The organism is Streptomyces sp. V2I9, from assembly GCF_030817475.1.
GTDB lineage: Bacteria > Actinomycetota > Actinomycetes > Streptomycetales > Streptomycetaceae > Streptomyces.
This window is the reverse complement of sequence record NZ_JAUSZJ010000002.1, coordinates 1,203,929-1,224,123: the sequence shown is the minus strand read 5'-3', so window position 1 is coordinate 1,224,123 and position 20,195 is coordinate 1,203,929. Positions and strand designations below refer to the sequence as shown.

Here is a 20,195-nt window from a genome sequence, read left to right as displayed (position 1 = left end):
GATGACACCGGGGGAGGGGGCGGCGGTACGGCTGCGGCCGCCGCGCAACACGCTGGACGAGCGCGCCGTGGGCTGGTGGCGGACCCAGTGCCTGCTGCTGACGGCCGCGCCCGTCGTACCGCTCGCGGTGCTGGGCGCGCTGATCGCGCCGGCCCGCTTCTGGCTGCTGCTGCCCGCCGCGGTCCTGGCGGCGGCGGGCACGGCGGCCGCCGTCCTCCTCCCCCTGTGGTGGTTCCGTACGCACCGCTGGGAGGTCACCCGGGACGCCGTGTACGTGCGCACCGGGTTCTTCCGGCGGGAGTGGCGGATCGCCCCGATGTCCCGGATCCAGACCGTGGACACCGTGCGGGGCCCGCTGGAGCAGCTCTTCCGGCTGGCCACGGTCACCGTCACCACCGCCTCCGCCAAGGGCGCGGTACGGATCGCGGGGCTGGACCACGAGGTCGCCGCCGACCTCGCCCAGCGGCTCACCCGCATCACCCGCGACACCCCCGGCGACGCCACATGAGCACCGCCGCCCCGCCCGCCGACTGGCACCGCCTCGACCCCCGTACGGTCCTGGTCACCGCCCTCGTCGCGGCCGGAGTCGTCGGGGGCGCGGCCGTCCCCGTCACGGTCGGGCTCACCCGGTGGTTCAGCCTCCCGGCCGCCGTGCTCCAGGTGCTCTCCGCCACCGTCCTGGTCATCGGCGCCGCGGCGGGCGCCGACCGGATCCGGTGGCACCGCACCCGCTACCGGATCGGCGAGGAGCACGTCGACCTCCACACCGGCCTCCTGATCGTCAAGCGCCGCTCCCTGGCCCGCGGCCGCATCCGCACGGTCGATCTCACCGCCAACCCGATGCTGCGCCTCCTCGGCCTGGTCACCGTCCGGATCGGCACCGGCGAGCAGGGCTCCGAGTCCTCCCTCGAACTGGACCCGGTGACCCGCGCCGAGGGCGAACGGCTGCGCCGCCTCCTCCTGGAGCGCGCCGTCACCGCACCGACCACCGTCCACCGCGAGGGCGAACTGGCCGTCCTCGACCCCCGCTGGATCCGCTACGCCCCGGTCTCCTTCGTCGCTCCCATGCTCGGCGGGGCCGCCGCCGGGGCCGTGATGCAGGTCAGCGACTGGGTCGGGGTCCGGGGCGAGGTCATCGCGTGGGTCGGCGACCTCCTCCGGGAGGTCCCCTTGCTCTGGACGATCGTCGTCCTGGCCTTCGCCGCCCTGGTCGCGGGCGTCGTCGGCGCGCTCGGCCTCTGGATCGAGATGTGGTGGAACTACCGCCTGGAGCGCGAGCCGGGCGGCACGCTGCGGGTCCGGCGCGGCCTGTTCACCTCCCGCTCCATCTCGGTCGAGGAGGCCCGGCTGCGCGGCGTCGACCTGGTCGAACCGCTGGGCGTGCGGCTGTTCGGCGCGGCCCGTCTGGACGCCATCACCACCGGCCTCGCCAAGGACCACGAGGCCCGGAACGCCGACCACAACACCCTGATCCCCGCCGTGCCCCGGCCTCGCGCCGACGCCGCCGCCGCCGACGTCCTGCGCGAGGCGGTCGCCCCGACCGGCGCCGCGCTCACGCCGCACCCGCCCGCCGCCCGGGGCCGCCGGCTGCGCCGGTCGATCGCCGCGGCCCTCGGCCCGGTCCTGGTCCTGGCGCTCCTCGGGGCGCTGCTCACCCCCGTGCTGCTGTGGATCGCGCTCGGCTGCGCGGCGGTGGCCCTCCCGGCGGCGGTGGCGCTCGCCCTGGACGCGTACCGGGGGCTCGGGCACGCGCTCGCCGGCCGCTACCTGGTCACCCGCTCCGGCACGGTCCGTCGCTCGACGGCCGCGCTGGAACGGACGGGGGTGATCGGCTGGACGGTCAGCCAGTCGGTGTTCCAGCGCCGGGCCGGGCTGCTGAGCGTCACGGCCACCACGGCCGCCGGAGGGGGCGCGTACACGGTGTACGACGCCGACGCGGCCGAGGGCCTCGACTTCGCCGCCGAGGCCGTACCGGGCCTGCTGGAACCGTTCCTGGAGCGCACCGGCCCACGGTAGGGCCGGAAAACTCGCGCGCGCCGCGTCCCGGGCCCGGCCTATCCTGACCGCCGCCGTCCGCACGGGGACGGACCGAGGGAGAGGCGGCCGGGTGCCGGACGTGTACCAGCTCATGATGGACGCCGAGTTGAGCAAGGCGTTCGACGTGTGGTCGGGCTATCTGAACAGCCGGACCGGTGAGGACTCCGGGGCGCGCGCACGGCTGCGCGACACCCTGGAGTCGGCCCGTGCGGCGGCCGCCGACGGCGAACTCGCCCACGCGCGTGCCCTGGTGGCGGAGATGTACGACGAGGCGTACGAGGCCGGCCTCCGCTGGGCGCCCGCGCGGCCCACGCCCGAGGAGGCGGACCGCGAGGCCCGTGACTACGTCAAGGACGAGCTGCGGAACGTGTTCACGGTGCACCGGCGCGAGGAGCTCGACACCATCGGGATCTGCCTGAGCGTCACGAGGCGGAGCTTCAGGGCCCTTCCCGATCTCGACGCCGCCACCCGCCACGACATCGCCTACATCTGCGCCCGCGCCGGGATGGCCCTGGACCTGGCCCACGCGACGGCGGCGCGGCGGGAGCTCGAACGCCTGGAGGCACTCGCGCGACGGCTGGGCGCGAGGCCCTGACGGTCGCCGTCGTACGCCTCAGCCGCCGTGCGTCGTGTCGATGACGCAGAAGCGGTTGCCCTCGGGGTCGGCGAGCACCACGAAGTCCGGGTCCGGCGGGTACAGGTCCCATGCGACCCGCTCGGCCCCGAGTCCGATCAGCCGCTCGACCTCGGCCTCCGGGGTGTCGGAATAGAGGTCGAGGTGGACGCGGGGGACCTCCTGCACGGGAGAGGCGGAGCGTCCCAGCGCCACGCCGACGCCGGACCCTTCGACCGGGACCAGCACCACCCAGTCGTCCGTCCCCGGCTCGCGCTCGGTGTACGCGAGCGCCGCCTTCCAGAAATCGGCGGCCCGCGCCACGTCGGCCGCGCCCATCACCACGGTTCCGATATGCACCATGGGACGAGCCTTTCACGCCAGGACACGCCGTGAGGCCCGGACCGCTCGGAAAGCGGGCCGGGCCTCAGGGATGTCAGCGCTCAGGCGGAGGCCGGAGGGTAGAGCGCGCGCGGCAGCCGCGAGGCCGCCGCCGCGTCCAGCAGCCACAGCGTGCGGCTGCGGCCGTACGCGCCCGCCGCCGGGGCCTGGACCTCCCCGGCCCCGGACAGGGCGATCGCCGCCGCTTCCGCCTTGTCCTCACCCGCCGCCAGCAGCCACACCTCACGCGCCGCGCGGATCGCGGGCAGGGTGAGCGAGACGCGCACCGGCGGCGGCTTGGGGGCGCCGTGCACACCGACGACGGTGCGCTCGGTCTCCCGTACCGCGGGGAGCTCCGGGAAGAGCGAGGCCACATGCGTGTCCGGGCCGACGCCCAGCATCAGCACGTCGAACACGGGCACCGGCCCGTGGTCCTCGGGAGCCGCCGCGGCGGCCAGTTCGTCGGCGTAACCGGCCGCCGCCGCGTCCACGTCGTCGCCGTACGGGCCGTCGGACGCGGGCATCGCGTGCACCCGCGCCGGGTCCAGCGGCACCGCGTCGAGCAGCGCCTCGCGAGCCTGGGTGACATTGCGCTCCGGGTCGCCCTCGGGCAGGAACCGCTCGTCGCCCCACCACAGGTCCAGGCGCGACCAGTCGATCGCGTCCCGCGCGGGCGCGGCGGCGAGCGCGGCCAGCAGCCCGTTGCCGTTGCGTCCGCCGGTCAGCACCACCGAGGCGTGGCCGCGGGAGGTCTGGGCGTCCACGATCTTCGTGATCAGCCGGGCCGCCGCGGCCTGCGCCATCAGCTCCTTGTCGCGGTGGACGACCAGTTGGGGAGGGGTCACTTCGACGCCGCCTTCTTGGCCGGGGTCTTCTTCGCGGCCGGGGCCTTGGCCTCGGCGGCCTTCTCCGCCTGCTCCACCCGGTCCTCGATCGGCGCGGCCGTGACCTCGCCGCCCGCGTGCAGCCGGTCCACGCCGAACTTCACCGCCGAGGCGTAGGTGTTGTCCGGGTCGAGCCGGCGCAGCTCCTCCGCCAGCAGTTCGGCGGTGTCACGGCGCTTGAGCGCCACGGCCCGGTCCGGCTGGTTCTGCATGGAGAGCGTGGCCAGCGAGCCGTCGGCCCGGTCCAGGACGATGACGCCGTTCTTCGTCTCCATCCGGACCGCCGTGAGACCGGGGCCCTCGGAGAGCGTGCGTTCCACCGGTACGTCGAGCCGGTCGGCGAGCCACATCGCGAGCAGCTCGCAGCTCGGGTTGTCGCTCTCGCCCTCGACGGTCGCGCCGATGACCTCGGCCGGCTGCTGGTCCAGCGCGGCGGCCAGCATCGAGCGCCACGGGGTGATCCGGGTCCAGGCAAGATCCGTGTCGCCGGGGCTGTACGTCGCGGCCCGCACCGCCAGCTCGTCGAGCGGACGCTCGGCCGAGTAGGTGTCGGTGATCCGCCGCTGGGCCAGCGCCCCGAGCGGGTCCTTCGCCGGGTCGGCGGGGGCGCCCTCGGGCCACCACACCACGACCGGGGCGTCCGGCAGCAGCAGCGGCAGGACCACCGACTGGGCGTGGTTGGCCAGCTCGCCGTGGAGCCGCAGCACCACGGTCTCGCCGGTGCCCGCGTCGGAACCGACCCGGACCTCGGCGTCGAGCCGGGCGTCCCGGCGGGCCCGCGGCGAGCGGCTGACCCGCTTGATGACCGCGATGATCCGCGACGGGTGCTCGCGGGAGGCGTCCCCGGCCGACTTGAGCGCGTCGTACGCGTTCTCCTCGTCGGTGACGACGACGAGCGTGAGCACCATGCCGATGGCAGGGGTGCCGATCGCCCGGCGGGCCGAGACCAGCGCCTGGTTGATCTTGCTGGACGTGGTTTCCGTGAGATCGATCTTCATGGCCGCCTCCAGCTCCGTCCGTCACGTGCGAGCATCTCGTCGGCCTCGGCCGGACCCCAGGTGCCGGCCGGGTACTTCGCCGGCTTGCCGTGCTTGGCCCAGTACTCCTCGATCGGGTCGAGGATGGTCCAGGAGAGTTCGACCTCCTGGTGGCGCGGGAAGAGGTTGGCGTCCCCGAGCAGGACGTCCAGCAGGAGCCGCTCGTACGCCTCCGGGCTGGACTCCGTGAACGACTCGCCGTAGGCGAAGTCCATCGTGACGTCCCGGACCTCCATCGAGGTGCCCGGCACCTTGGAGCCGAAGCGCACGGTGACGCCCTCGTCGGGCTGGACCCTGATGACCAGGGCGTTGCCGCCCAGCTCCTCGGTCGCGCCCGACTCGAAGGGCAGGTAGGGCGCGCGCTTGAAGACGACCGCGATCTCCGTGACCCGGCGGCCGAGCCGCTTGCCGGTACGCAGGTAGAAGGGCACGCCCGCCCAGCGGCGGTTGTTGATCGTCAGCTTGATCGCCGCGTAGGTGTCGGTCGTCGACTTGGGGTCGATGCCGTCCTCCTCGCAGTAGCCGAGAACCTCCTGGCCGCCCTGCCAGGCGTGCTCGTACTGGGCGCGCACGGTGTGCAGCCCCAGGTCCTCGGGCAGCTCGACGGCGGTGAGCACCTTGAGCTTCTCGGCGACCAGGGCCTTCGGGTGGAAGGAGCCGGGCTCCTCCATCGCGGTCAGCGCCAGCAGCTGGAGCAGGTGGTTCTGGATGACGTCACGGGCGGCGCCGATGCCGTCGTAGTAGCCGGCCCGGCCGCCGATGCCGATGTCCTCGGCCATCGTGATCTGTACGTGGTCGACGTACGACCGGTTCCAGATCGGCTCGAACATCGTGTTGGCGAACCGCAGCGCCAGGATGTTCTGGACCGTCTCCTTGCCCAGGTAGTGGTCGATCCGGAAGACCTCGTTGGGCGGGAAGACGTCGTGCACGAGCTGGTTGAGCTCCTGCGCGCTGGCCAGGTCGTGGCCGAAGGGCTTCTCGATGACGGCACGCCGCCAGGACCCCTCCTTCTGGTCCGCCAGGCCGTGCTTCTTGAGCTGCTGGACGACCTTGGGGAAGAACTTCGGCGGCACGGACAGGTAGAAGGCGTAGTTGCCTCCGGTGCCCTGCGCCTGGTCCAGCTCCTGGATGGTGTCCTTGAGCGTCTCGAACGCCTCGTCGTCGTCGAAGTTGCCCTGGACGAAGCGCATCCCCTGGATGAGCTGCTGCCAGACCTCCTCGCGGAACGGCGTACGGGCGTGCTCCTTGACGGCGTCGTGGACGACCTGGGCGAAGTCCTCGTCCTCCCAGTCGCGGCGTGCGAAGCCGATGAGCGAGAAGCCCGGCGGCAACAGGCCGCGATTGGCCAGGTCGTAGACGGCAGGCATCAGCTTTTTACGGGACAAATCGCCCGTGACGCCAAAGATGACCAGGCCCGACGGCCCCGCGATGCGCGGGAGCCGTCGGTCCTGTGCGTCACGGAGCGGGTTGGCTCCGGGAACAGCAGACAAAGTGGTCAGCCCTCCGAGGGGGCGAGGCGCGAAAGCTCCGCCTCGGTCGACTTGAGCAGGTCGTTCCAGGACGCCTCGAACTTCTCGACGCCCTCGTCCTCCAGCAGCCGCACGACGTCGTCGTAGGAGATGCCGAGCTTCTTGATCGCGTCGAGGTCGGCGCGTGCCCGGTCGTAGCCGCCGGCGACGGTGTTGCCGGTGATCTCTCCGTGGTCGGCCACCGCTTCCAGCGTCGCCTCCGGCATGGTGTTGACCGTGTTCGGCGCCACCAGCTCGTCGACGTACAGGGTGTCCTTCAGCGACGGGTCCTTGACGCCGGTCGAGGCCCACAGCGGACGCTGCTTGTTGGCCCGCGCCTTGTCCAGGGCCGCCCAGCGGTCGGAGGAGAAGACCTCCTCGTACGCCTCGTAGGCCAGGCGCGCGTTGGCCAGGGCGGACTTGCCCTTGGCGGCCTTCGCCTCGTCGGAGCCGATCGCGTCGAGACGCTTGTCGATCTCGGTGTCCACACGGGACACGAAGAACGAGGCCACCGAGTGGATCTCGGACAGGTCCAGGCCCGCGGCCTTCGCCTTCTCCAGGCCCGCCAGGTAGGCGTCCATGACCGCGCGGTAGCGCTCCAGCGAGAAGATCAGCGTCACGTTGACACTGATGCCCCGCCCGATCGTCTCGGTGATCGCCGGGAGACCCGCCTCGGTCGCCGGGATCTTGATCAGCGTGTTCGGCCGGTCGACCAGCCAGGCCAGCTGCTTGGCCTCGGCGACGGTGGCCGTGGTGTCGTGGGCCAGGCGCGGGTCCACCTCGATGGAGACCCGGCCGTCCTGGCCGTCGGTGGCGTCGAAGACCGGGCGCAGGATGTCGGCGGCATCGCGGACGTCCGCCGTCGTGATCATGCGCAGGGCTTCCTCGACGGTGACCTTGCGGGCGGCGAGGTCGATGAGCTGCTGCTCGTAACCGTCGCCCGAGGAGATCGCCTTCTGGAAGATCGACGGGTTGGTGGTGACGCCGACGACGTGGCTCTGGTCGATCAGCTCGGCCAGGTTGCCGGATGTGATCCGCTTGCGCGACAGGTCGTCGAGCCAGATCGCCACGCCCTCGTCGGAGAGGCGCTTGAGTGCGTCTGTCATGAGTTGCATCTCCTACTAGTGGTGTCCACCTGCGTCAGCGCGCGGCGGCTTCGAGGGATTCCCGCGCGGCGGCGGCCACGTGCTCGGGGGTGAAGCCGAACTCGCGGAACAGCACCTTGGCGTCCGCCGAGGCACCGAAGTGCTCCAGCGAGACGATCCGGCCCGCGTCGCCCACGTACCGGTACCAGGTGAGGCCGATGCCGGCCTCGACGGCGACCCGCGCCTTCACCGAGGGCGGCAGGACGCTGTCCCGGTAACCCTGATCCTGCTCCTCGAACCACTCCACGGACGGCATCGAGACGACGCGGGTCGGCACGCCGGCCGCCTGGAGCTGCTCGCGCGCCTCGACGGCGACGTGCACCTCGGAGCCGGTCGCGATGAGCAGCACCTGCGGCTCCGCGTTCTGCCCGTCGGGCCCCTCGGCCTCGAACAGGACGTACCCGCCCCTGGCCGCGTCCTCGTTCGCCTCGTACGTCGGCACGCCCTGGCGGGTCAGCGCCAGGCCGTGCGGGGCGCCCTTGCCGAACACCTTGGTGTAGCGGCGCAGGATCTCGCGCCAGGCGATGGCGGTCTCGTTGGCGTCGGCCGGGCGCACGATGTTCAGGCCCGGAATGGCGCGCAGCGAGGCCAGGTGCTCGACCGGCTGGTGGGTCGGGCCGTCCTCGCCCAGGCCGATGGAGTCGTGCGTCCACACGTAGGTCACCGGCAGGTGCATGAGGGCGGAGAGCCGCACCGCGTTGCGCATGTAGTCGGAGAACACCAGGAAGGTGCCGCCGTAGATGCGGGTGTTGCCGTGCAGCGCGATGCCGTTCATGGCGGCGGCCATGGCGTGCTCGCGGATGCCGAAGTGGATCGTCCGGCCGTACGGGTCGGCCTCCGGCAGCGGGTTGCCCGCCGGGAGGAACGACGACGTCTTGTCGATCGTCGTGTTGTTCGAGCCGGCGAGGTCGGCGGAGCCGCCCCACAGCTCGGGCACGGTCTCGCCGAGCGCCTGGAGCACCTTGCCGGAGGCGGCACGGGTGGCCAGGGACTTGCCGGGCTCGAAGACGGGGAGCTTCTCCTCCCAGCCCTCGGGCAGTTCGCCCGCGGCGATCCGGTCGAAGGAGGCGGCGCGCTCCGGGTTGGCGGTGCGCCAGGCGGCGAACGCCTTGTCCCACTCGGCACGGGCCTCACGGCCGCGGTCCAGGGCCTGGCGGGTGTGGCCGATGACCTCGTCGGAGACCTCGAAGGTCTGCTCCGGGTCGAAGCCGAGGACCCGCTTGGTCGCGGCGATCTCGTCGTCGCCGAGCGCCGAGCCGTGCGCGGCCTCGGTGTTCTGGGCGTTCGGGGCGGGCCAGGCGATGATCGAGCGGGCCGCGATGAACGAGGGACGGCCGGTCTCGGCCTTGGCCGCCTGCAGCGCCGCGTACAGACCCGCCGGGTCCAGGTCGCCGTTGGGCAGCTGGTCGACGCGCTGGACGTGCCAGCCGTACGCCTCGTACCGCTTGAGCGTGTCCTCGGAGACCGCGGTCTCCGTGTCGCCCTCGATGGAGATGTGGTTGTCGTCCCAGAGCAGGACCAGGTTGCCCAGCTTCTGGTGGCCGGCCAGCGAGGACGCCTCGGCGGAGATGCCCTCCTGGAGGCAGCCGTCACCCGCGACGACCCACACCATGTGGTCGAAGGGGGAGGTGCCGGGGGCCGCGTCGGGGTCGAAGAGACCGCGCTCGTAGCGGGCGGCCATCGCCATGCCCACCGCGTTGGCGACGCCCTGGCCGAGGGGGCCGGTCGTGGTCTCGACGCCGGTGGTGTGGCCGTACTCCGGGTGGCCCGGCGTCTTGGAACCCCAGGTGCGGAAGGCCTTCAGGTCGTCCAGCTCCAGGCCGTAGCCGGCCAGGTAGAGCTGGATGTAGAGGGTCAGGCTGGAGTGACCGGCGGAGAGGACGAACCGGTCGCGGCCGGTCCACTCGGCGTCCGCGGGGTCGTGCCGCATCACCTTCTGGAAGAGGGTGTAGGCGGCAGGCGCGAGGCTCATCGCCGTGCCCGGGTGGCCGTTTCCGACTTTCTGTACGGCGTCCGCGGCGAGGACACGGGCGGTGTCCACGGCCCGCTGGTCCACATCGGTCCACTGGAGGTCTGTGGTGGTCGGCTTGATGCTCACCCTGAGTCAGGGCTCCTCTCCACTGTCGTAAACCGGTGACGGTTGCCGCACCGGGCGCTGTCGAGCCTACCTCCGTTGACAGGCACGTTTTCCGTGCACTTTCCAGGGTGTGGGCGACCCGTGGAGTTCGCCTCCCGGCGGAACGAGCATCCGGTGAACAGTCACCCCCAACACGACCCCACCCCCGCGAAGGACGGTGTACCCCCAACGTCTAGAGTGGTCGAGTTCGCGCAAGTCTTCACCGGGCCTCGTCGGCCGGAGCTTGCTGGGATTTCTCTGTCAGGGGTGTGCGTGACGGCCGTCGAGTCCCGACCCGCAGGGGTCGCCTTGACTCCCAGCCCAGGGGGCCATCGCCCGTTCGGGGCCCGCGTCAAGGCATTCGTGGCGCTGACCAAGCCACGGATCATCGAGCTGTTGCTCATCACCACCGTTCCGGTGATGTTCCTCGCTGCCCGGGGTGTACCCGACCTGTGGCTCGTTCTCACTACCACCATCGGGGGATATCTCTCCGCGGGCGGCGCGAACGCGCTCAACATGTACATCGACCGCGACATCGACGCGCTGATGGACCGCACGTCCCAGCGCCCGCTGGTCACGGGCATGGTCAGCCCCCGCGAATGCCTCGCCTTCGGCATCGCCCTCGCGGTGATCTCCACGCTCTGGTTCGGCCTGCTCGTCAACTGGCTGTCGGCCGCACTGGCGCTCGGCGCCCTGCTGTTCTACGTCGTCGTCTACACGATGCTGCTGAAGCGCCGCACCTCCCAGAACATCGTCTGGGGCGGCATCGCGGGGTGCATGCCGGTCCTCATCGGCTGGTCGGCCGTGACGAACACGGTCTCCTGGGCCGCCGTCATCCTCTTCGCCGTCATCTTCTTCTGGACGCCGCCGCACTACTGGCCCCTGTCCATGAAGGTCAAGGACGACTACGCCCGTGTCGGCGTACCGATGCTCCCGGTCATCGCCTCCAACCAGGTCGTCGCCCGGCAGATCGTCCTCTACAGCTGGGTGATGGTCGCCGTCTCGCTGCTCCTCACCCCGCTGGGCTACACAGGCTGGTTCTACACCGCGGTGGCGCTGCTCTCCGGCGGCGCCTGGCTCTGGGAGGCCCACGGGCTGCAGAACCGGGCCAAGGCCGGGGTGACCGGGGCCAAGCTCAAGGAGATGCGGCTGTTCCACTGGTCCATCACCTACGTCTCCCTGCTCTTCCTCGCCGTCGCGGTGGATCCCTTCCTCCGCTGACGTCTCCGCTTCCGGCGACGGGCGGGTCGCGTGGCACAAGCCACGCGACCCGCCCGTCGCCAGTTCATCTACCCGTCGGTAGCATCCTGTTCATGGCAGAGACGGCAGCAGACGCAGCGGACACCGAGCAGACCTCACGGGCGGACGCCAGGAAGGCGGCGCGCGCCGAGCGCAGGGCGGCGAAGCTCGCCCGCGAGATCGGCGCCTTCGCCAAGGAGCACGGCGGCGCGGAGGGACAGCTCGCCTACATCGGCCAGGCGGGCGCCCGCATCGTCCTGGTCGGCCAGGACGGAGCCTGGGGCGACCTGGTGGCCCCGACCTACGCCGTGGCCGAGAGCGCGGCCACGAAGTCCGGCATCACGATGCACGACGAGTTCGACGGCGAGTTCGCGCTCAAGGTCCGCACGGGCCGGTACGAATGGTCCCGGATGGCCGGCATCCAGGTCGGCGGGCCCTCCAACGACGGCTGAGCCGCCTCTGGGAGTGCGTACGGATACGGCGAAGGGGCGGCGGGCATCAGGCCCGCCGCCCCTTCGCCGTACCGGTGGCTCTCAGCCCGCCGTGGCGGGCGCCTTCTCCGGCTGCTCGGCGGACGGCCCGGGCAGCGGCGCGGACGTCTCGTCGCCGCGCTCGCGCATGCTCATCAGCAGGCGGATCACCGCGATCCACAGGATGGCCGAGCCGAACATGTGGATGCCGACCAGGATCTCGGGGACGTCGCTGAAGTACTGGACGTACCCGATCGCGCCCTGGGCGAGCAGCACGAGCAGCAGGTCGCGGGCGCGAGCGCGGGTGTCGGCGGGGGCGTCCACCACCCGCAGCGCCAGCCACATCGCGATGGCCAGGGCGCAGACCACCCAGGCGGCGATGGCGTGGACATGGGCGGCGGCCGACCAGTCCCAGGGCATGCGCGGTACGTCGCTGCTGTCGCCCGCGTGCTTGCCGGAGCCGGTCACCGAGGTGCCCAGCACGATCAGGACGACCGTGGCCGCGACGATCGCCCACGCCAGCCGCCGTACCGGGAGCGGCGCGCGGGGGCGCGGCGGGCCGTCGCCCTCGCCGATCCGCACCCAGGTGATCACGGTGAGGGCGAGGAGCGCGTTGGCGAGCAGGAAGTGCCCGGCCACCGTCCACGGGTTGAGCCCCGCCCAGACGGTGATGCCACCGAGGACGGCGTTGGCCAGCACGACCCAGAACTGCGACCAGGCCGGCCGGGTCAGCTTGCGGCGGCGGGGCTTCATCGAGCTGACGGCGACGATCGCCCAGCCGACGGCGGCCGACAGCACATAGGTCAGCATGCGGTTGCCGAACTCGATCGCGCCGTGCAGTCCCTGTTCCGGGGTGGCGAACAGGCTGTCGTCGGTGCACTTGGGCCAGGTGTCGCAGCCGAGGCCCGAACCGGTGAGCCGGACGGCCCCGCCCGTGACGATGATGAAGACGCTCATCACGACGGCGGAGAGCGCGGCGCGCTTCACCACCCGGATGGACGGCGTCCAGCGCTTGGCGATGAGGGAGATGGGGGTTTCCACGCCGACCATCGTAGGACGGGGCTTGTGCACGATTTCACGAGGGGTGGGTTCGTACCCGGATGCCCGGACAAGTCCAGTGGTAAGGCCCGCCCGGCGTCACTCCCAGCGGAAGAACTTCGCCGCCGCGCCGAGCCCCAGCACCGCCCACACCGCCAGGATCACGGCCTGGGCCCACGGCATCGGCGCGCCGTGCTGGAGGACGTCCCGCAGCCCTTCGGAGAGCGCCGAGACGGGCAGCAGCTCCAGCGCCGGCCGCACCGCGGCCGGGAACTTGTCCAGCGGCACGATGACCCCGCCGCCGACCAGCAGCAGCAGGAAGACCAGATTGGCCGCGGCGAGCGTCACCTCGGCCTTCAGCGTCCCGGCCATCAGCAGCCCGAGCCCGGAGAACGCGGCGGTGCCCAGGACCAGGAGCAGCAGCACGGAGAGCGGGTCGCCGTGCGGCGACCAGCCCAGCGCGAAGGCGATCGCCGTCAGCAGCACGATCTGGAGCACCTCGGTGACCAGCACCGACAGCGTCTTCGCGGTCATCAGGGCCCAGCGGGGAAGCGGAGAGGCCCCGAGCCGCTTGAGGACCCCGTAGCGGCGCTCGAAACCGGTGGCGATGGCCTGGCCGGTGAACGCGGTGGACATCACGGCGAGCGCCAGGATGCCCGGAGCCAGGAAGTCCACCGGCGCGCCCGCACCGGTGTCCACGACGTCGACCGCGCTGAACAGCATCAGCAGCAGTGCGGGGATGATCACCGTCAGCAGCAGCTGCTCGCCGTTGCGCAGCAGCATCCGGGTCTCCAGCGCGGTCTGCGCGGCGATCATCCGGGGCAGCGGGGCGGCGCCGGGGCGCGGGGTGTACGTACCGGCGCTCATGCGCGCAGCTCCTTGCCGGTCAGTTCGAGGAAGACGTCCTCCAGGGTGTGCCGCTCCACGGAGATGCCCTCGGGCATCACGCCGTGCTGGGCGCACCAGGAGGTCACGGTGGCGAGCAGCTGCGGGTCGACGTTCCCGGTGATCCGGTACGTCCCCGGCAGCGGCTCGGCCGTCCCGGACCCGTCGGGCAGCGCCTTGAGGAGGGAGCCGAGGTCGAGTCCGGGCCGGCCGGTGAAGCGCAGGGTGTTCTCCGCGCCACCCCGGCACAGCTCGTCCGGGGTGCCCCCCGCGATGACCCGGCCGGCGTCGATGATCGCGACGTCGTCGGCGAGGGCCTCGGCCTCGTCCATGAAGTGGGTGGTCAGCACCGCGGAGACCCCGTCGGTACGCATCTCGCGCACCAGGTCCCAGGTGGCACGCCGGGCCTGCGGGTCGAGCCCGGCGGTCGGTTCGTCCAGGAAGAGCAGCTCGGGCCGTCCGACGACCGCCATGGCCAGGGAGAGCCGCTGCTGCTGGCCGCCGGAGAGCCGCCGGTAGGCCGTCCGGCCGCAGTCGCCGAGTCCGAGGCGTTCGATCAGGGCGTCCACGTCGAGGGGGTGGGCGTGCAGCTTCGCCATGTGGCGGAGCATCTCGTCGGCCCGCGCCCCGGAGTAGACGCCGCCGGACTGGAGCATCACCCCGATCCGCGGACGCAGCCGTTCCGCGTCGGCGACCGGGTCGAGGCCGAGGACCCGCACGGTGCCCGCGTCGGGGCGCCGGTACCCCTCGCAGATCTCGATCGTGGTGGTCTTCCCGGCGCCGTTCGGGCCGAGGACGGCGGTCACCGCGCCCGCCCGGACGACCAGGTCGAGGCCGTTCACCGCGGTCTTCGCGCCGTACCGCTTGACCAGGTTCCCGACCTGTACGACGGGCTCGTTCTCCATGGCGCACCAGTCTAGGCAGCACACCGGGACGGGGGTCCCGCGGGGCCGGATTAGGTAACCCTAAGTGACGAACCGCACCGTAGATCATTCCGGACCGTGGTTGTCAGGGTCGAACGAATTACGCAACAATGGTGTTGTGAAATACGACGGACGGGCTCCCCAGGAGGAACTCACGACCGGTGAGCGCTCGACGCGCAACCGGGTCGCGCGCTCCATCCTGGACCACGGCCCCTCCACCGTCGCGGATCTCGCGGGGCGGCTCGGCCTCACCCAGGCCGCCGTCCGCCGCCACCTCGACGCCCTCGTCTCCGACAACGTCGTGGAGGCCCGTGAACAGCGGGTCTACGGGGCGCGGACCCGCGGCAGGCCCGCCAAGGTGTTCGCCCTGACGGACTGCGGCCGGGACGCCTTCGACCAGTCCTACGACAAGCTGGCCGCCGACGCCCTGCGCTTCATCGCCGACGCCGGGGGGGACGAGGCGGTCATCACCTTCGCCCGTGCCCGGATGGCCGCGATGGGCGAGACGTACCGCGCGGCGGTCGAGGCCGCGGAGCCGCAGGGGCGCACCGAGGCCCTGGCCAAGGCCCTGTCCGCCGACGGGTACGCTGCTACGGCGCGAAGCGCGCCCGGCCCCCAGCAGGGCGAGCAGCTGTGCCAGCACCACTGCCCGGTGGCGCACGTCGCCGAGCAGTTCCCACAGCTGTGCGAGGCGGAGACGGAATTCTTCTCCAGCCTCCTCGGGACCCATGTGCAGCGTCTGGCCACCCTCGCCCACGGCGACGGCGTGTGCACGACATACGTGCCGCGCAGTGGCCACACGGCACCCCCACAGACCACCCATTCAGCATCTGCAAGCACGGCCGGGAGGAACCCCGCATGACGCTCCCCACGGAGACTACCCACCCTGAGCTCGAGGGTCTGGGTACGTACGAATTCGGCTGGGCCGACTCCGACGCGGCAGGCGCGGCGGCCAAGCGCGGCCTCTCCGAGGAGGTCGTCCGCGACATCTCGGAGAAGAAGAACGAGCCCGAGTGGATGCTGAAGCTGCGGCTCAAGGGCCTCAAGCTCTTCGGCAAGAAGCCCATGCCGAACTGGGGCTCCGACCTGTCGGGCATCGACTTCGACAACATCAAGTACTTCGTGCGGTCCACGGAGAAGCAGGCGGCCTCCTGGGAGGACCTGCCCGAGGACATCAAGAACACCTACGACAAGCTCGGCATCCCCGAGGCGGAGAAGCAGCGCCTCGTCGCCGGTGTCGCCGCGCAGTACGAGTCCGAGGTCGTCTACCACCAGATCCGCGAGGACCTGGAGGAGCAGGGCGTCATCTTCCTGGACACCGACACCGCGCTGAAGGAGCACCCGGAGCTCTTCAAGGAGTACTTCGGCACCGTCATCCCGGTCGGCGACAACAAGTTCGCGTCGCTGAACACGGCCGTGTGGTCCGGCGGCTCGTTCATCTACGTGCCCAAGGGCGTCCACGTGGACATCCCGCTCCAGGCCTACTTCCGTATCAACACGGAGAACATGGGCCAGTTCGAGCGGACGCTGATCATCGTCGACGAGGACGCCTACGTCCACTACGTCGAGGGCTGCACCGCCCCGATCTACTCCTCGGACTCGCTGCACAGCGCCGTGGTCGAGATCATCGTCAAGAAGGGCGGCCGCTGCCGCTACACGACCATCCAGAACTGGTCGAACAACGTCTACAACCTGGTCACCAAGCGGGCCGTGGCCTACGAGGGCGCGACCATGGAGTGGGTCGACGGCAACATCGGCTCCAAGGTGACCATGAAGTACCCGGCCGTCTACCTGATGGGCGAGCACGCCAAGGGCGAGACCCTGTCCATCGCCTTCGCGGGCGAGGGCCAGCACCAGGACGCCGGGGCCAAGATGGTCCACATGGCCCCGAACACCTCCTCGAACATCGTCTCCAAGTCGGTGGCGCGGGGCGGCGGCCGTACGTCCTACCGCGGACTGATCGAGATCGGCGAGGGCGCGCCGGGCGCGAAGTCCAACGTGCTCTGCGACGCTCTGCTCGTCGACACGATCTCCCGCTCGGACACCTACCCCTACGTCGACGTCCGCGAGGACGACGTGTCGATGGGCCACGAGGCGACCGTCTCCAAGGTCTCCGAGGACCAGCTGTTCTACCTGATGAGCCGCGGACTCACCGAGTTCGAGGCCATGGCGATGATCGTGCGCGGCTTCGTCGAGCCGATCGCCAAGGAGCTGCCCATGGAGTACGCCCTGGAACTCAACCGGCTGATCGAGCTGCAGATGGAGGGTTCGGTCGGCTAGGACCTCACCCGAGGACCACCGGGACGGCCGCTCGCGGCCGTCCCCGCCCCACCGAATCCCCCGAGTACGTGACTGAAGAAAGCGAGCACTACGACAGCCATGGCTGAGGCTCAGAACACTCCGGCGGGCTCCACCACCGCCGGCTCCATCGCGGTGGCCGCCGAGTCGACCGTCGCCACCCGCATGAGCGCACCCCCCTCCTTCGACGTCGCGGACTTCCCCGTCCCGCACGGCCGTGAGGAGGAGTGGCGCTTCACGCCGCTGGAGCGGCTGCGCGGGCTGCACGACGGCACCGCCGTCGCCACCGGCAGCGGGGTCAAGGTCGCCATCGACGCCCCCGAGGGCGTCACCGTCGAGACCGTGGGCCGCGACGACGCCCGGCTCGGCAAGGCCGGCACCCCGGTGGACCGGGTGGCCGCCCAGGCGTTCAGCTCCTTCGAGCAGGCCTCGGTCGTCACGGTCGCCAAGGACACCGTGCTCAGCGAGCCGATCCGGATCGCCGTGCACGGTGAGGGCGGCACCGCCTACGGCCACCAGCTCATCGAGCTGGGCGCGTTCGCCGAGGCCGTCGTCGTCATCGACCACACGGGTGACGCGGTGCTGGCCGCCAACGTCGACTACGTCCTGGGCGACGGTGCGAAGCTGACCGTCGTCTCCGTCCAGGACTGGGACGACACGGCCGTCCACGTCGGCCAGCACAACGCGCTGATCGGCCGGGACGCCTCCTTCAAGTCGATCGTCGTCACCTTCGGCGGCGACCTCGTCCGCCTGCACCCGCGGGTCGCCTACGCGGCCACCGGCGGCGAGGCGGAGCTCTTCGGTCTGTACTTCACCGACAAGGGCCAGCACCAGGAGCACCGCCTCCTGGTCGACCACAACACCCCGCACTGCACGTCCAACGCGGTGTACAAGGGCGCCCTCCAGGGCGACGGCGCGCACGCCGTCTGGATCGGCGACGTCCTCATCCAGGCCGCGGCCGAGGGCACCGACACCTACGAGATGAACCGGAACCTCGTCCTCACCGACGGTGCCCGGGTCGACTCCGTGCCCAACCTGGAGATCGAGACCGGCGAGATCGTCGGCGCCGGCCACGCCTCGGCGACCGGCCGCTTCGACGACGAGCAGCTCTTCTACCTCCAGTCGCGCGGTATCCCGGCCGAGGAGGCCCGTCGCCTGGTCGTGCGCGGCTTCTTCGCCGAGCTGGTCCAGCAGATCGGCCTTCCGGACGTCGAGGAGCGGCTGATCGAGAAGATCGAGGCCGAGCTGAAGGCGTCCGTCTGATGGCCTTCGTCAAAGCCTGTGCGCTGAGCGAGCTGGAGGACGACACCCCCAAGCGGGTGGAGCTCGACGGCACGCCCGTCTCCGTCGTCCGCACCGAGGGCGAGGTGTTCGCGATCAACGACATCTGCTCGCACGCGAACGTCTCCCTCTCGGAGGGCGAGGTGGAGGACTGCGCGATCGAGTGCTGGCTGCACGGATCGTCGTTCGACCTCCGCACCGGCAAGCCGTCCGGCCTTCCCGCGACGCGCCCCGTCCCCGTATATCCCGTAAAGATCGAAGGGGACGATGTGCTCGTCTCCGTCACCCAGGAGTCCTGAGTCACCCATGGCAACGCTTGAAATCCGCGACCTGCACGTCACCGTCGAGGCCGACAACGCCACGAAGGAGATCCTCAAGGGCGTCGACCTGACCGTGAAGCAGGGCGAGACCCACGCCATCATGGGCCCCAACGGGTCCGGCAAGTCCACCCTTGCGTACTCGCTGGCGGGTCACCCCAAGTACACGATCACCGGTGGCTCGGTCACCCTGGACGGCGAGGACGTCCTGGAGATGTCCGTCGACGAGCGGGCCCGCGCAGGCCTGTTCCTCGCCATGCAGTACCCGGTCGAGATCCCCGGCGTCTCGGTCTCCAACTTCCTGCGCACCTCCGCCACCGCCGTCCGCGGCGAGGCCCCCAAGCTGCGTACGTGGGTCAAGGAGGTCAAGGAGACGATGGCCGGGCTCCAGATGGACCCGTCCTTCGCCGAGCGCAACGTGAACGAGGGCTTCTCCGGCGGTGAGAAGAAGCGCCACGAGATCCTCCAGCTGGAGCTGCTCAAGCCGAAGATCGCCGTCCTGGACGAGACCGACTCCGGCCTGGACGTCGACGCGCTCAAGACCGTCTCCGAGGGTGTCAACCGGGTCCGCGCGACCGGCGAGGTCGGCACGCTGCTGATCACGCACTACACCCGCATCCTGAAGTACATCAAGCCCGACTTCGTGCACGTCTTCGCGGGCGGCCGGATCGCGGCCTCCGGCGGCGCCGAGCTGGCCGACCAGCTGGAGAACGAGGGCTACGAGGCCTACACGAAGGGTGGCGCTTCCGCGTGACTGACGCCCGACAGGGGCTCTCCGGCCTCCTCGACACCGAGGCGATCCGCAAGGACTTCCCGCTCCTGGACCGCACGGTCCACGACGGCAAGAAGATCGTTTACCTGGACTCCGCGGCGACCTCGCAGAAGCCGCGCCAGGTCCTCGACGCGCTCAACACGTACTACGAGCGCCACAACGCGAACGTGCACCGAGGCGTCTACACGATCGCCGAGGAGGCCACCGCGCTGTACGAGGGCGCCCGCGACAAGGTCGCCGCCTTCATCAACGCGCCCAGCCGCGACGAGGTGATCTTCACGAAGAACGCCTCCGAGTCGCTGAACCTCGTCGCGAACATGCTCGGGTGGGCGGACGAGCCCTATCGGGTGGACAGCGACACCGAGATCGTCACCACGGAGATGGAGCACCACTCCAACATCGTGCCGTGGCAGCTGCTCGCGCAGCGCACGGGTGCGAAGCTGAAGTGGTTCGGCATCACCGACGACGGTCGGCTCGACCTGTCGAACATCGACGAGATCATCACCGAGAAGACGAAGATCGTCTCCTTCACGCTGGTCTCCAACATCCTCGGCACTGTGAATCCGGTCGAGCAGATCATCCGCCGCGCCCAGCAGGTCGGCGCGCTGGTCTGCATCGACGCCTCGCAGGCGGCGCCGCACATGGTGCTCGACGTGCAGGCGCTCCAGGCGGACTTCGTGGCCTTCACCGGCCACAAGATGGTCGGTCCGACCGGCATCGGCGTCCTCTGGGGACGGCAGGAGCTCCTGGAGGACCTGCCCCCGTTCCTCGGCGGCGGCGAGATGATCGAGACCGTGTCGATGCACTCCTCGACCTACGCCCCGGCGCCCCACAAGTTCGAGGCGGGTACGCCCCCGATCGCCCAGGCCGTCGGCCTCGGCGCGGCCGTGGACTACCTCTCCGCGATCGGCATGGAGAAGATCCACCAGCACGAGAAGGCGATCACCGAGTACGCGGTGCGGCGCCTCCTGGAGGTCCCGGACCTGCGGATCATCGGCCCGGCCACGGCCGAGGACCGCGGGGCGGCGATCTCCTTCACGCTCGGCGACATCCACCCCCACGACGTGGGCCAGGTACTCGACGAGCAGGGCATCGCCGTCCGCGTGGGCCACCACTGCGCCCGCCCGGTCTGCCTGCGGTACGGAATTCCCGCGACGACGCGAGCGTCGTTCTATCTGTACTCCACGCCCGCCGAGGTCGACGCCCTGGTGGACGGTCTGGAGCACGTACGGAACTTCTTCGGCTGAGGGT

At 71.0% G+C, this 20,195-nt stretch carries 20 protein-coding genes; 11 read left to right on the top strand and 9 right to left on the bottom strand.

The window, feature by feature from the left end; translation table 11 throughout:
* Position 1: 1 nt before the first annotated feature.
* From QFZ71_RS05525 to QFZ71_RS05515, 3 genes are all read left to right on the top strand, one after another.
* Positions 2 to 508 (top strand): PH domain-containing protein, encoded by a 507-nt coding sequence (locus QFZ71_RS05525; RefSeq protein WP_307667133.1) that lies wholly within the window; start codon positions 2 to 4, stop codon positions 506 to 508.
* Positions 505 to 2,016 (top strand): PH domain-containing protein, encoded by a 1,512-nt coding sequence (locus QFZ71_RS05520; RefSeq protein WP_307667132.1) that lies wholly within the window; start codon positions 505 to 507, stop codon positions 2,014 to 2,016. Before QFZ71_RS05525 ends, QFZ71_RS05520 begins: the two co-directional genes overlap by 4 nt.
* A 91-nt stretch (positions 2,017 to 2,107) precedes the next feature.
* Entirely contained in the window at positions 2,108 to 2,632 is a 525-nt protein-coding gene (locus tag QFZ71_RS05515; RefSeq protein ID WP_307667131.1) for a hypothetical protein, read from the top strand.
* Positions 2,633 to 2,650: 18 nt separating this feature from the next.
* Here QFZ71_RS05515 and QFZ71_RS05510 read toward each other — a convergent pair whose 3' ends face one another.
* The 6 genes from QFZ71_RS05510 to tkt form a co-directional block, all read right to left on the bottom strand.
* A complete protein-coding gene (locus QFZ71_RS05510; protein ID WP_307667130.1) occupies positions 2,651 to 3,013 on the bottom strand; it encodes a VOC family protein in 363 nt (120 codons plus the stop codon).
* Positions 3,014 to 3,093: 80 nt separating this feature from the next.
* Positions 3,094 to 3,876, bottom strand: a complete 783-nt coding sequence (pgl, locus tag QFZ71_RS05505) for a 6-phosphogluconolactonase (protein WP_307667129.1) — start codon at positions 3,874 to 3,876, stop codon at positions 3,094 to 3,096.
* A complete protein-coding gene (gene opcA / locus QFZ71_RS05500) occupies positions 3,873 to 4,913 on the bottom strand; it encodes a glucose-6-phosphate dehydrogenase assembly protein OpcA (protein WP_307667128.1) in 1,041 nt (346 codons plus the stop codon). The genes pgl and opcA overlap by 4 nt, the downstream gene beginning before the upstream one ends.
* The gene (zwf, locus tag QFZ71_RS05495; protein WP_307667127.1) at positions 4,910 to 6,442 is read right to left on the bottom strand and encodes a glucose-6-phosphate dehydrogenase; all 1,533 of its coding nucleotides are present in this window, start codon (positions 6,440 to 6,442) and stop codon (positions 4,910 to 4,912) included. The genes opcA and zwf overlap by 4 nt, the downstream gene beginning before the upstream one ends.
* Before the next feature lie 5 nt (positions 6,443 to 6,447).
* Positions 6,448 to 7,566, bottom strand: coding sequence for a transaldolase (tal, locus tag QFZ71_RS05490; protein ID WP_307667126.1), 1,119 nt, complete (start codon positions 7,564 to 7,566; stop codon positions 6,448 to 6,450).
* A 34-nt stretch (positions 7,567 to 7,600) separates the two neighbouring features.
* The gene (gene tkt, locus QFZ71_RS05485) at positions 7,601 to 9,703 is read right to left on the bottom strand and encodes a transketolase (RefSeq protein WP_307667125.1); all 2,103 of its coding nucleotides are present in this window, start codon (positions 9,701 to 9,703) and stop codon (positions 7,601 to 7,603) included.
* Between the two features lie 285 nt (positions 9,704 to 9,988).
* On the opposite strand from tkt, the gene QFZ71_RS05480 reads away from it, so the two are divergent.
* Both QFZ71_RS05480 and QFZ71_RS05475 read left to right on the top strand, forming a co-directional pair.
* Positions 9,989 to 10,942 (top strand): heme o synthase, encoded by a 954-nt coding sequence (locus tag QFZ71_RS05480; protein WP_307667124.1) that lies wholly within the window; start codon positions 9,989 to 9,991, stop codon positions 10,940 to 10,942.
* A gap of 92 nt (positions 10,943 to 11,034) precedes the next feature.
* Positions 11,035 to 11,412: a hypothetical protein gene (locus QFZ71_RS05475; protein ID WP_307667123.1), complete on the top strand. Its 378-nt coding sequence runs from the start codon at positions 11,035 to 11,037 to the stop codon at positions 11,410 to 11,412.
* An 81-nt stretch (positions 11,413 to 11,493) separates the two neighbouring features.
* Here the strand turns inward: QFZ71_RS05475 and QFZ71_RS05470 are convergent, their stop codons facing one another.
* The 3 genes from QFZ71_RS05470 to QFZ71_RS05460 all read right to left on the bottom strand — a co-directional run bounded on the left by QFZ71_RS05470 (position 11,494) and on the right by QFZ71_RS05460 (position 14,258).
* A complete protein-coding gene (locus QFZ71_RS05470; protein ID WP_307667122.1) occupies positions 11,494 to 12,480 on the bottom strand; it encodes a heme A synthase in 987 nt (328 codons plus the stop codon).
* 87 nt (positions 12,481 to 12,567) lie between these two features.
* Positions 12,568 to 13,335 (bottom strand): ABC transporter permease, encoded by a 768-nt coding sequence (locus tag QFZ71_RS05465; RefSeq protein ID WP_307667121.1) that lies wholly within the window; start codon positions 13,333 to 13,335, stop codon positions 12,568 to 12,570.
* Positions 13,332 to 14,258 carry an ABC transporter ATP-binding protein gene (locus QFZ71_RS05460; RefSeq protein WP_307667120.1) on the bottom strand — a complete coding sequence of 309 codons (927 nt, stop codon included), beginning with the start codon at positions 14,256 to 14,258 and terminating at the stop codon, positions 13,332 to 13,334. Before QFZ71_RS05460 ends, QFZ71_RS05465 begins: the two co-directional genes overlap by 4 nt.
* A gap of 136 nt (positions 14,259 to 14,394) precedes the next feature.
* Between QFZ71_RS05460 and QFZ71_RS05455 the strand changes: the two genes are divergently transcribed.
* From QFZ71_RS05455 to QFZ71_RS05430, 6 genes are all read left to right on the top strand, one after another.
* Positions 14,395 to 15,138: a metalloregulator ArsR/SmtB family transcription factor gene (locus tag QFZ71_RS05455; protein ID WP_307667119.1), complete on the top strand. Its 744-nt coding sequence runs from the start codon at positions 14,395 to 14,397 to the stop codon at positions 15,136 to 15,138.
* The gene (gene sufB / locus QFZ71_RS05450) at positions 15,135 to 16,556 is read left to right on the top strand and encodes a Fe-S cluster assembly protein SufB (protein ID WP_307667118.1); all 1,422 of its coding nucleotides are present in this window, start codon (positions 15,135 to 15,137) and stop codon (positions 16,554 to 16,556) included. The genes QFZ71_RS05455 and sufB overlap by 4 nt, the downstream gene beginning before the upstream one ends.
* Before the next feature lie 99 nt (positions 16,557 to 16,655).
* Positions 16,656 to 17,837 carry a Fe-S cluster assembly protein SufD gene (gene sufD, locus QFZ71_RS05445; protein WP_307667117.1) on the top strand — a complete coding sequence of 394 codons (1,182 nt, stop codon included), beginning with the start codon at positions 16,656 to 16,658 and terminating at the stop codon, positions 17,835 to 17,837.
* Positions 17,837 to 18,154, top strand: coding sequence for a bifunctional 3-phenylpropionate/cinnamic acid dioxygenase ferredoxin subunit (locus QFZ71_RS05440; RefSeq protein ID WP_014156911.1), 318 nt, complete (start codon positions 17,837 to 17,839; stop codon positions 18,152 to 18,154). The genes sufD and QFZ71_RS05440 overlap by 1 nt, the downstream gene beginning before the upstream one ends.
* 7 nt (positions 18,155 to 18,161) lie before the next feature.
* Positions 18,162 to 18,926, top strand: coding sequence for a Fe-S cluster assembly ATPase SufC (gene sufC, locus QFZ71_RS05435; RefSeq protein ID WP_307667116.1), 765 nt, complete (start codon positions 18,162 to 18,164; stop codon positions 18,924 to 18,926).
* The gene (locus tag QFZ71_RS05430) at positions 18,923 to 20,191 is read left to right on the top strand and encodes a cysteine desulfurase (protein WP_307667115.1); all 1,269 of its coding nucleotides are present in this window, start codon (positions 18,923 to 18,925) and stop codon (positions 20,189 to 20,191) included. The genes sufC and QFZ71_RS05430 overlap by 4 nt, the downstream gene beginning before the upstream one ends.
* The last annotated feature ends 4 nt before the right edge of the window (positions 20,192 to 20,195 follow it).

What these genes read in the sequence shown, in the direction of transcription:
- QFZ71_RS05525 (WP_307667133.1), top strand. Translation starts at nt 2, where the DNA reads ATGACACCGGGGGAGGGGGCGGCGGTACGGCTGCGGCCGCCGCGCAAC.
- QFZ71_RS05520 (WP_307667132.1), top strand. Translation starts at nt 505, where the DNA reads ATGAGCACCGCCGCCCCGCCCGCCGACTGGCACCGCCTCGACCCCCGT.
- QFZ71_RS05510 (WP_307667130.1), bottom strand. Translation starts at nt 3,013, where the DNA reads ATGGTGCATATCGGAACCGTGGTGATGGGCGCGGCCGACGTGGCGCGG.
- opcA (WP_307667128.1), bottom strand. Translation starts at nt 4,913, where the DNA reads ATGAAGATCGATCTCACGGAAACCACGTCCAGCAAGATCAACCAGGCG.
- tal (WP_307667126.1), bottom strand. Translation starts at nt 7,566, where the DNA reads ATGACAGACGCACTCAAGCGCCTCTCCGACGAGGGCGTGGCGATCTGG.
- QFZ71_RS05475 (WP_307667123.1), top strand. Translation starts at nt 11,035, where the DNA reads ATGGCAGAGACGGCAGCAGACGCAGCGGACACCGAGCAGACCTCACGG.
- QFZ71_RS05470 (WP_307667122.1), bottom strand. Translation starts at nt 12,480, where the DNA reads ATGGTCGGCGTGGAAACCCCCATCTCCCTCATCGCCAAGCGCTGGACG.
- QFZ71_RS05465 (WP_307667121.1), bottom strand. Translation starts at nt 13,335, where the DNA reads ATGAGCGCCGGTACGTACACCCCGCGCCCCGGCGCCGCCCCGCTGCCC.
- QFZ71_RS05460 (WP_307667120.1), bottom strand. Translation starts at nt 14,258, where the DNA reads ATGGAGAACGAGCCCGTCGTACAGGTCGGGAACCTGGTCAAGCGGTAC.
- sufB (WP_307667118.1), top strand. Translation starts at nt 15,135, where the DNA reads ATGACGCTCCCCACGGAGACTACCCACCCTGAGCTCGAGGGTCTGGGT.
- sufD (WP_307667117.1), top strand. Translation starts at nt 16,656, where the DNA reads ATGGCTGAGGCTCAGAACACTCCGGCGGGCTCCACCACCGCCGGCTCC.
- QFZ71_RS05440 (WP_014156911.1), top strand. Translation starts at nt 17,837, where the DNA reads ATGGCCTTCGTCAAAGCCTGTGCGCTGAGCGAGCTGGAGGACGACACC.
- sufC (WP_307667116.1), top strand. Translation starts at nt 18,162, where the DNA reads ATGGCAACGCTTGAAATCCGCGACCTGCACGTCACCGTCGAGGCCGAC.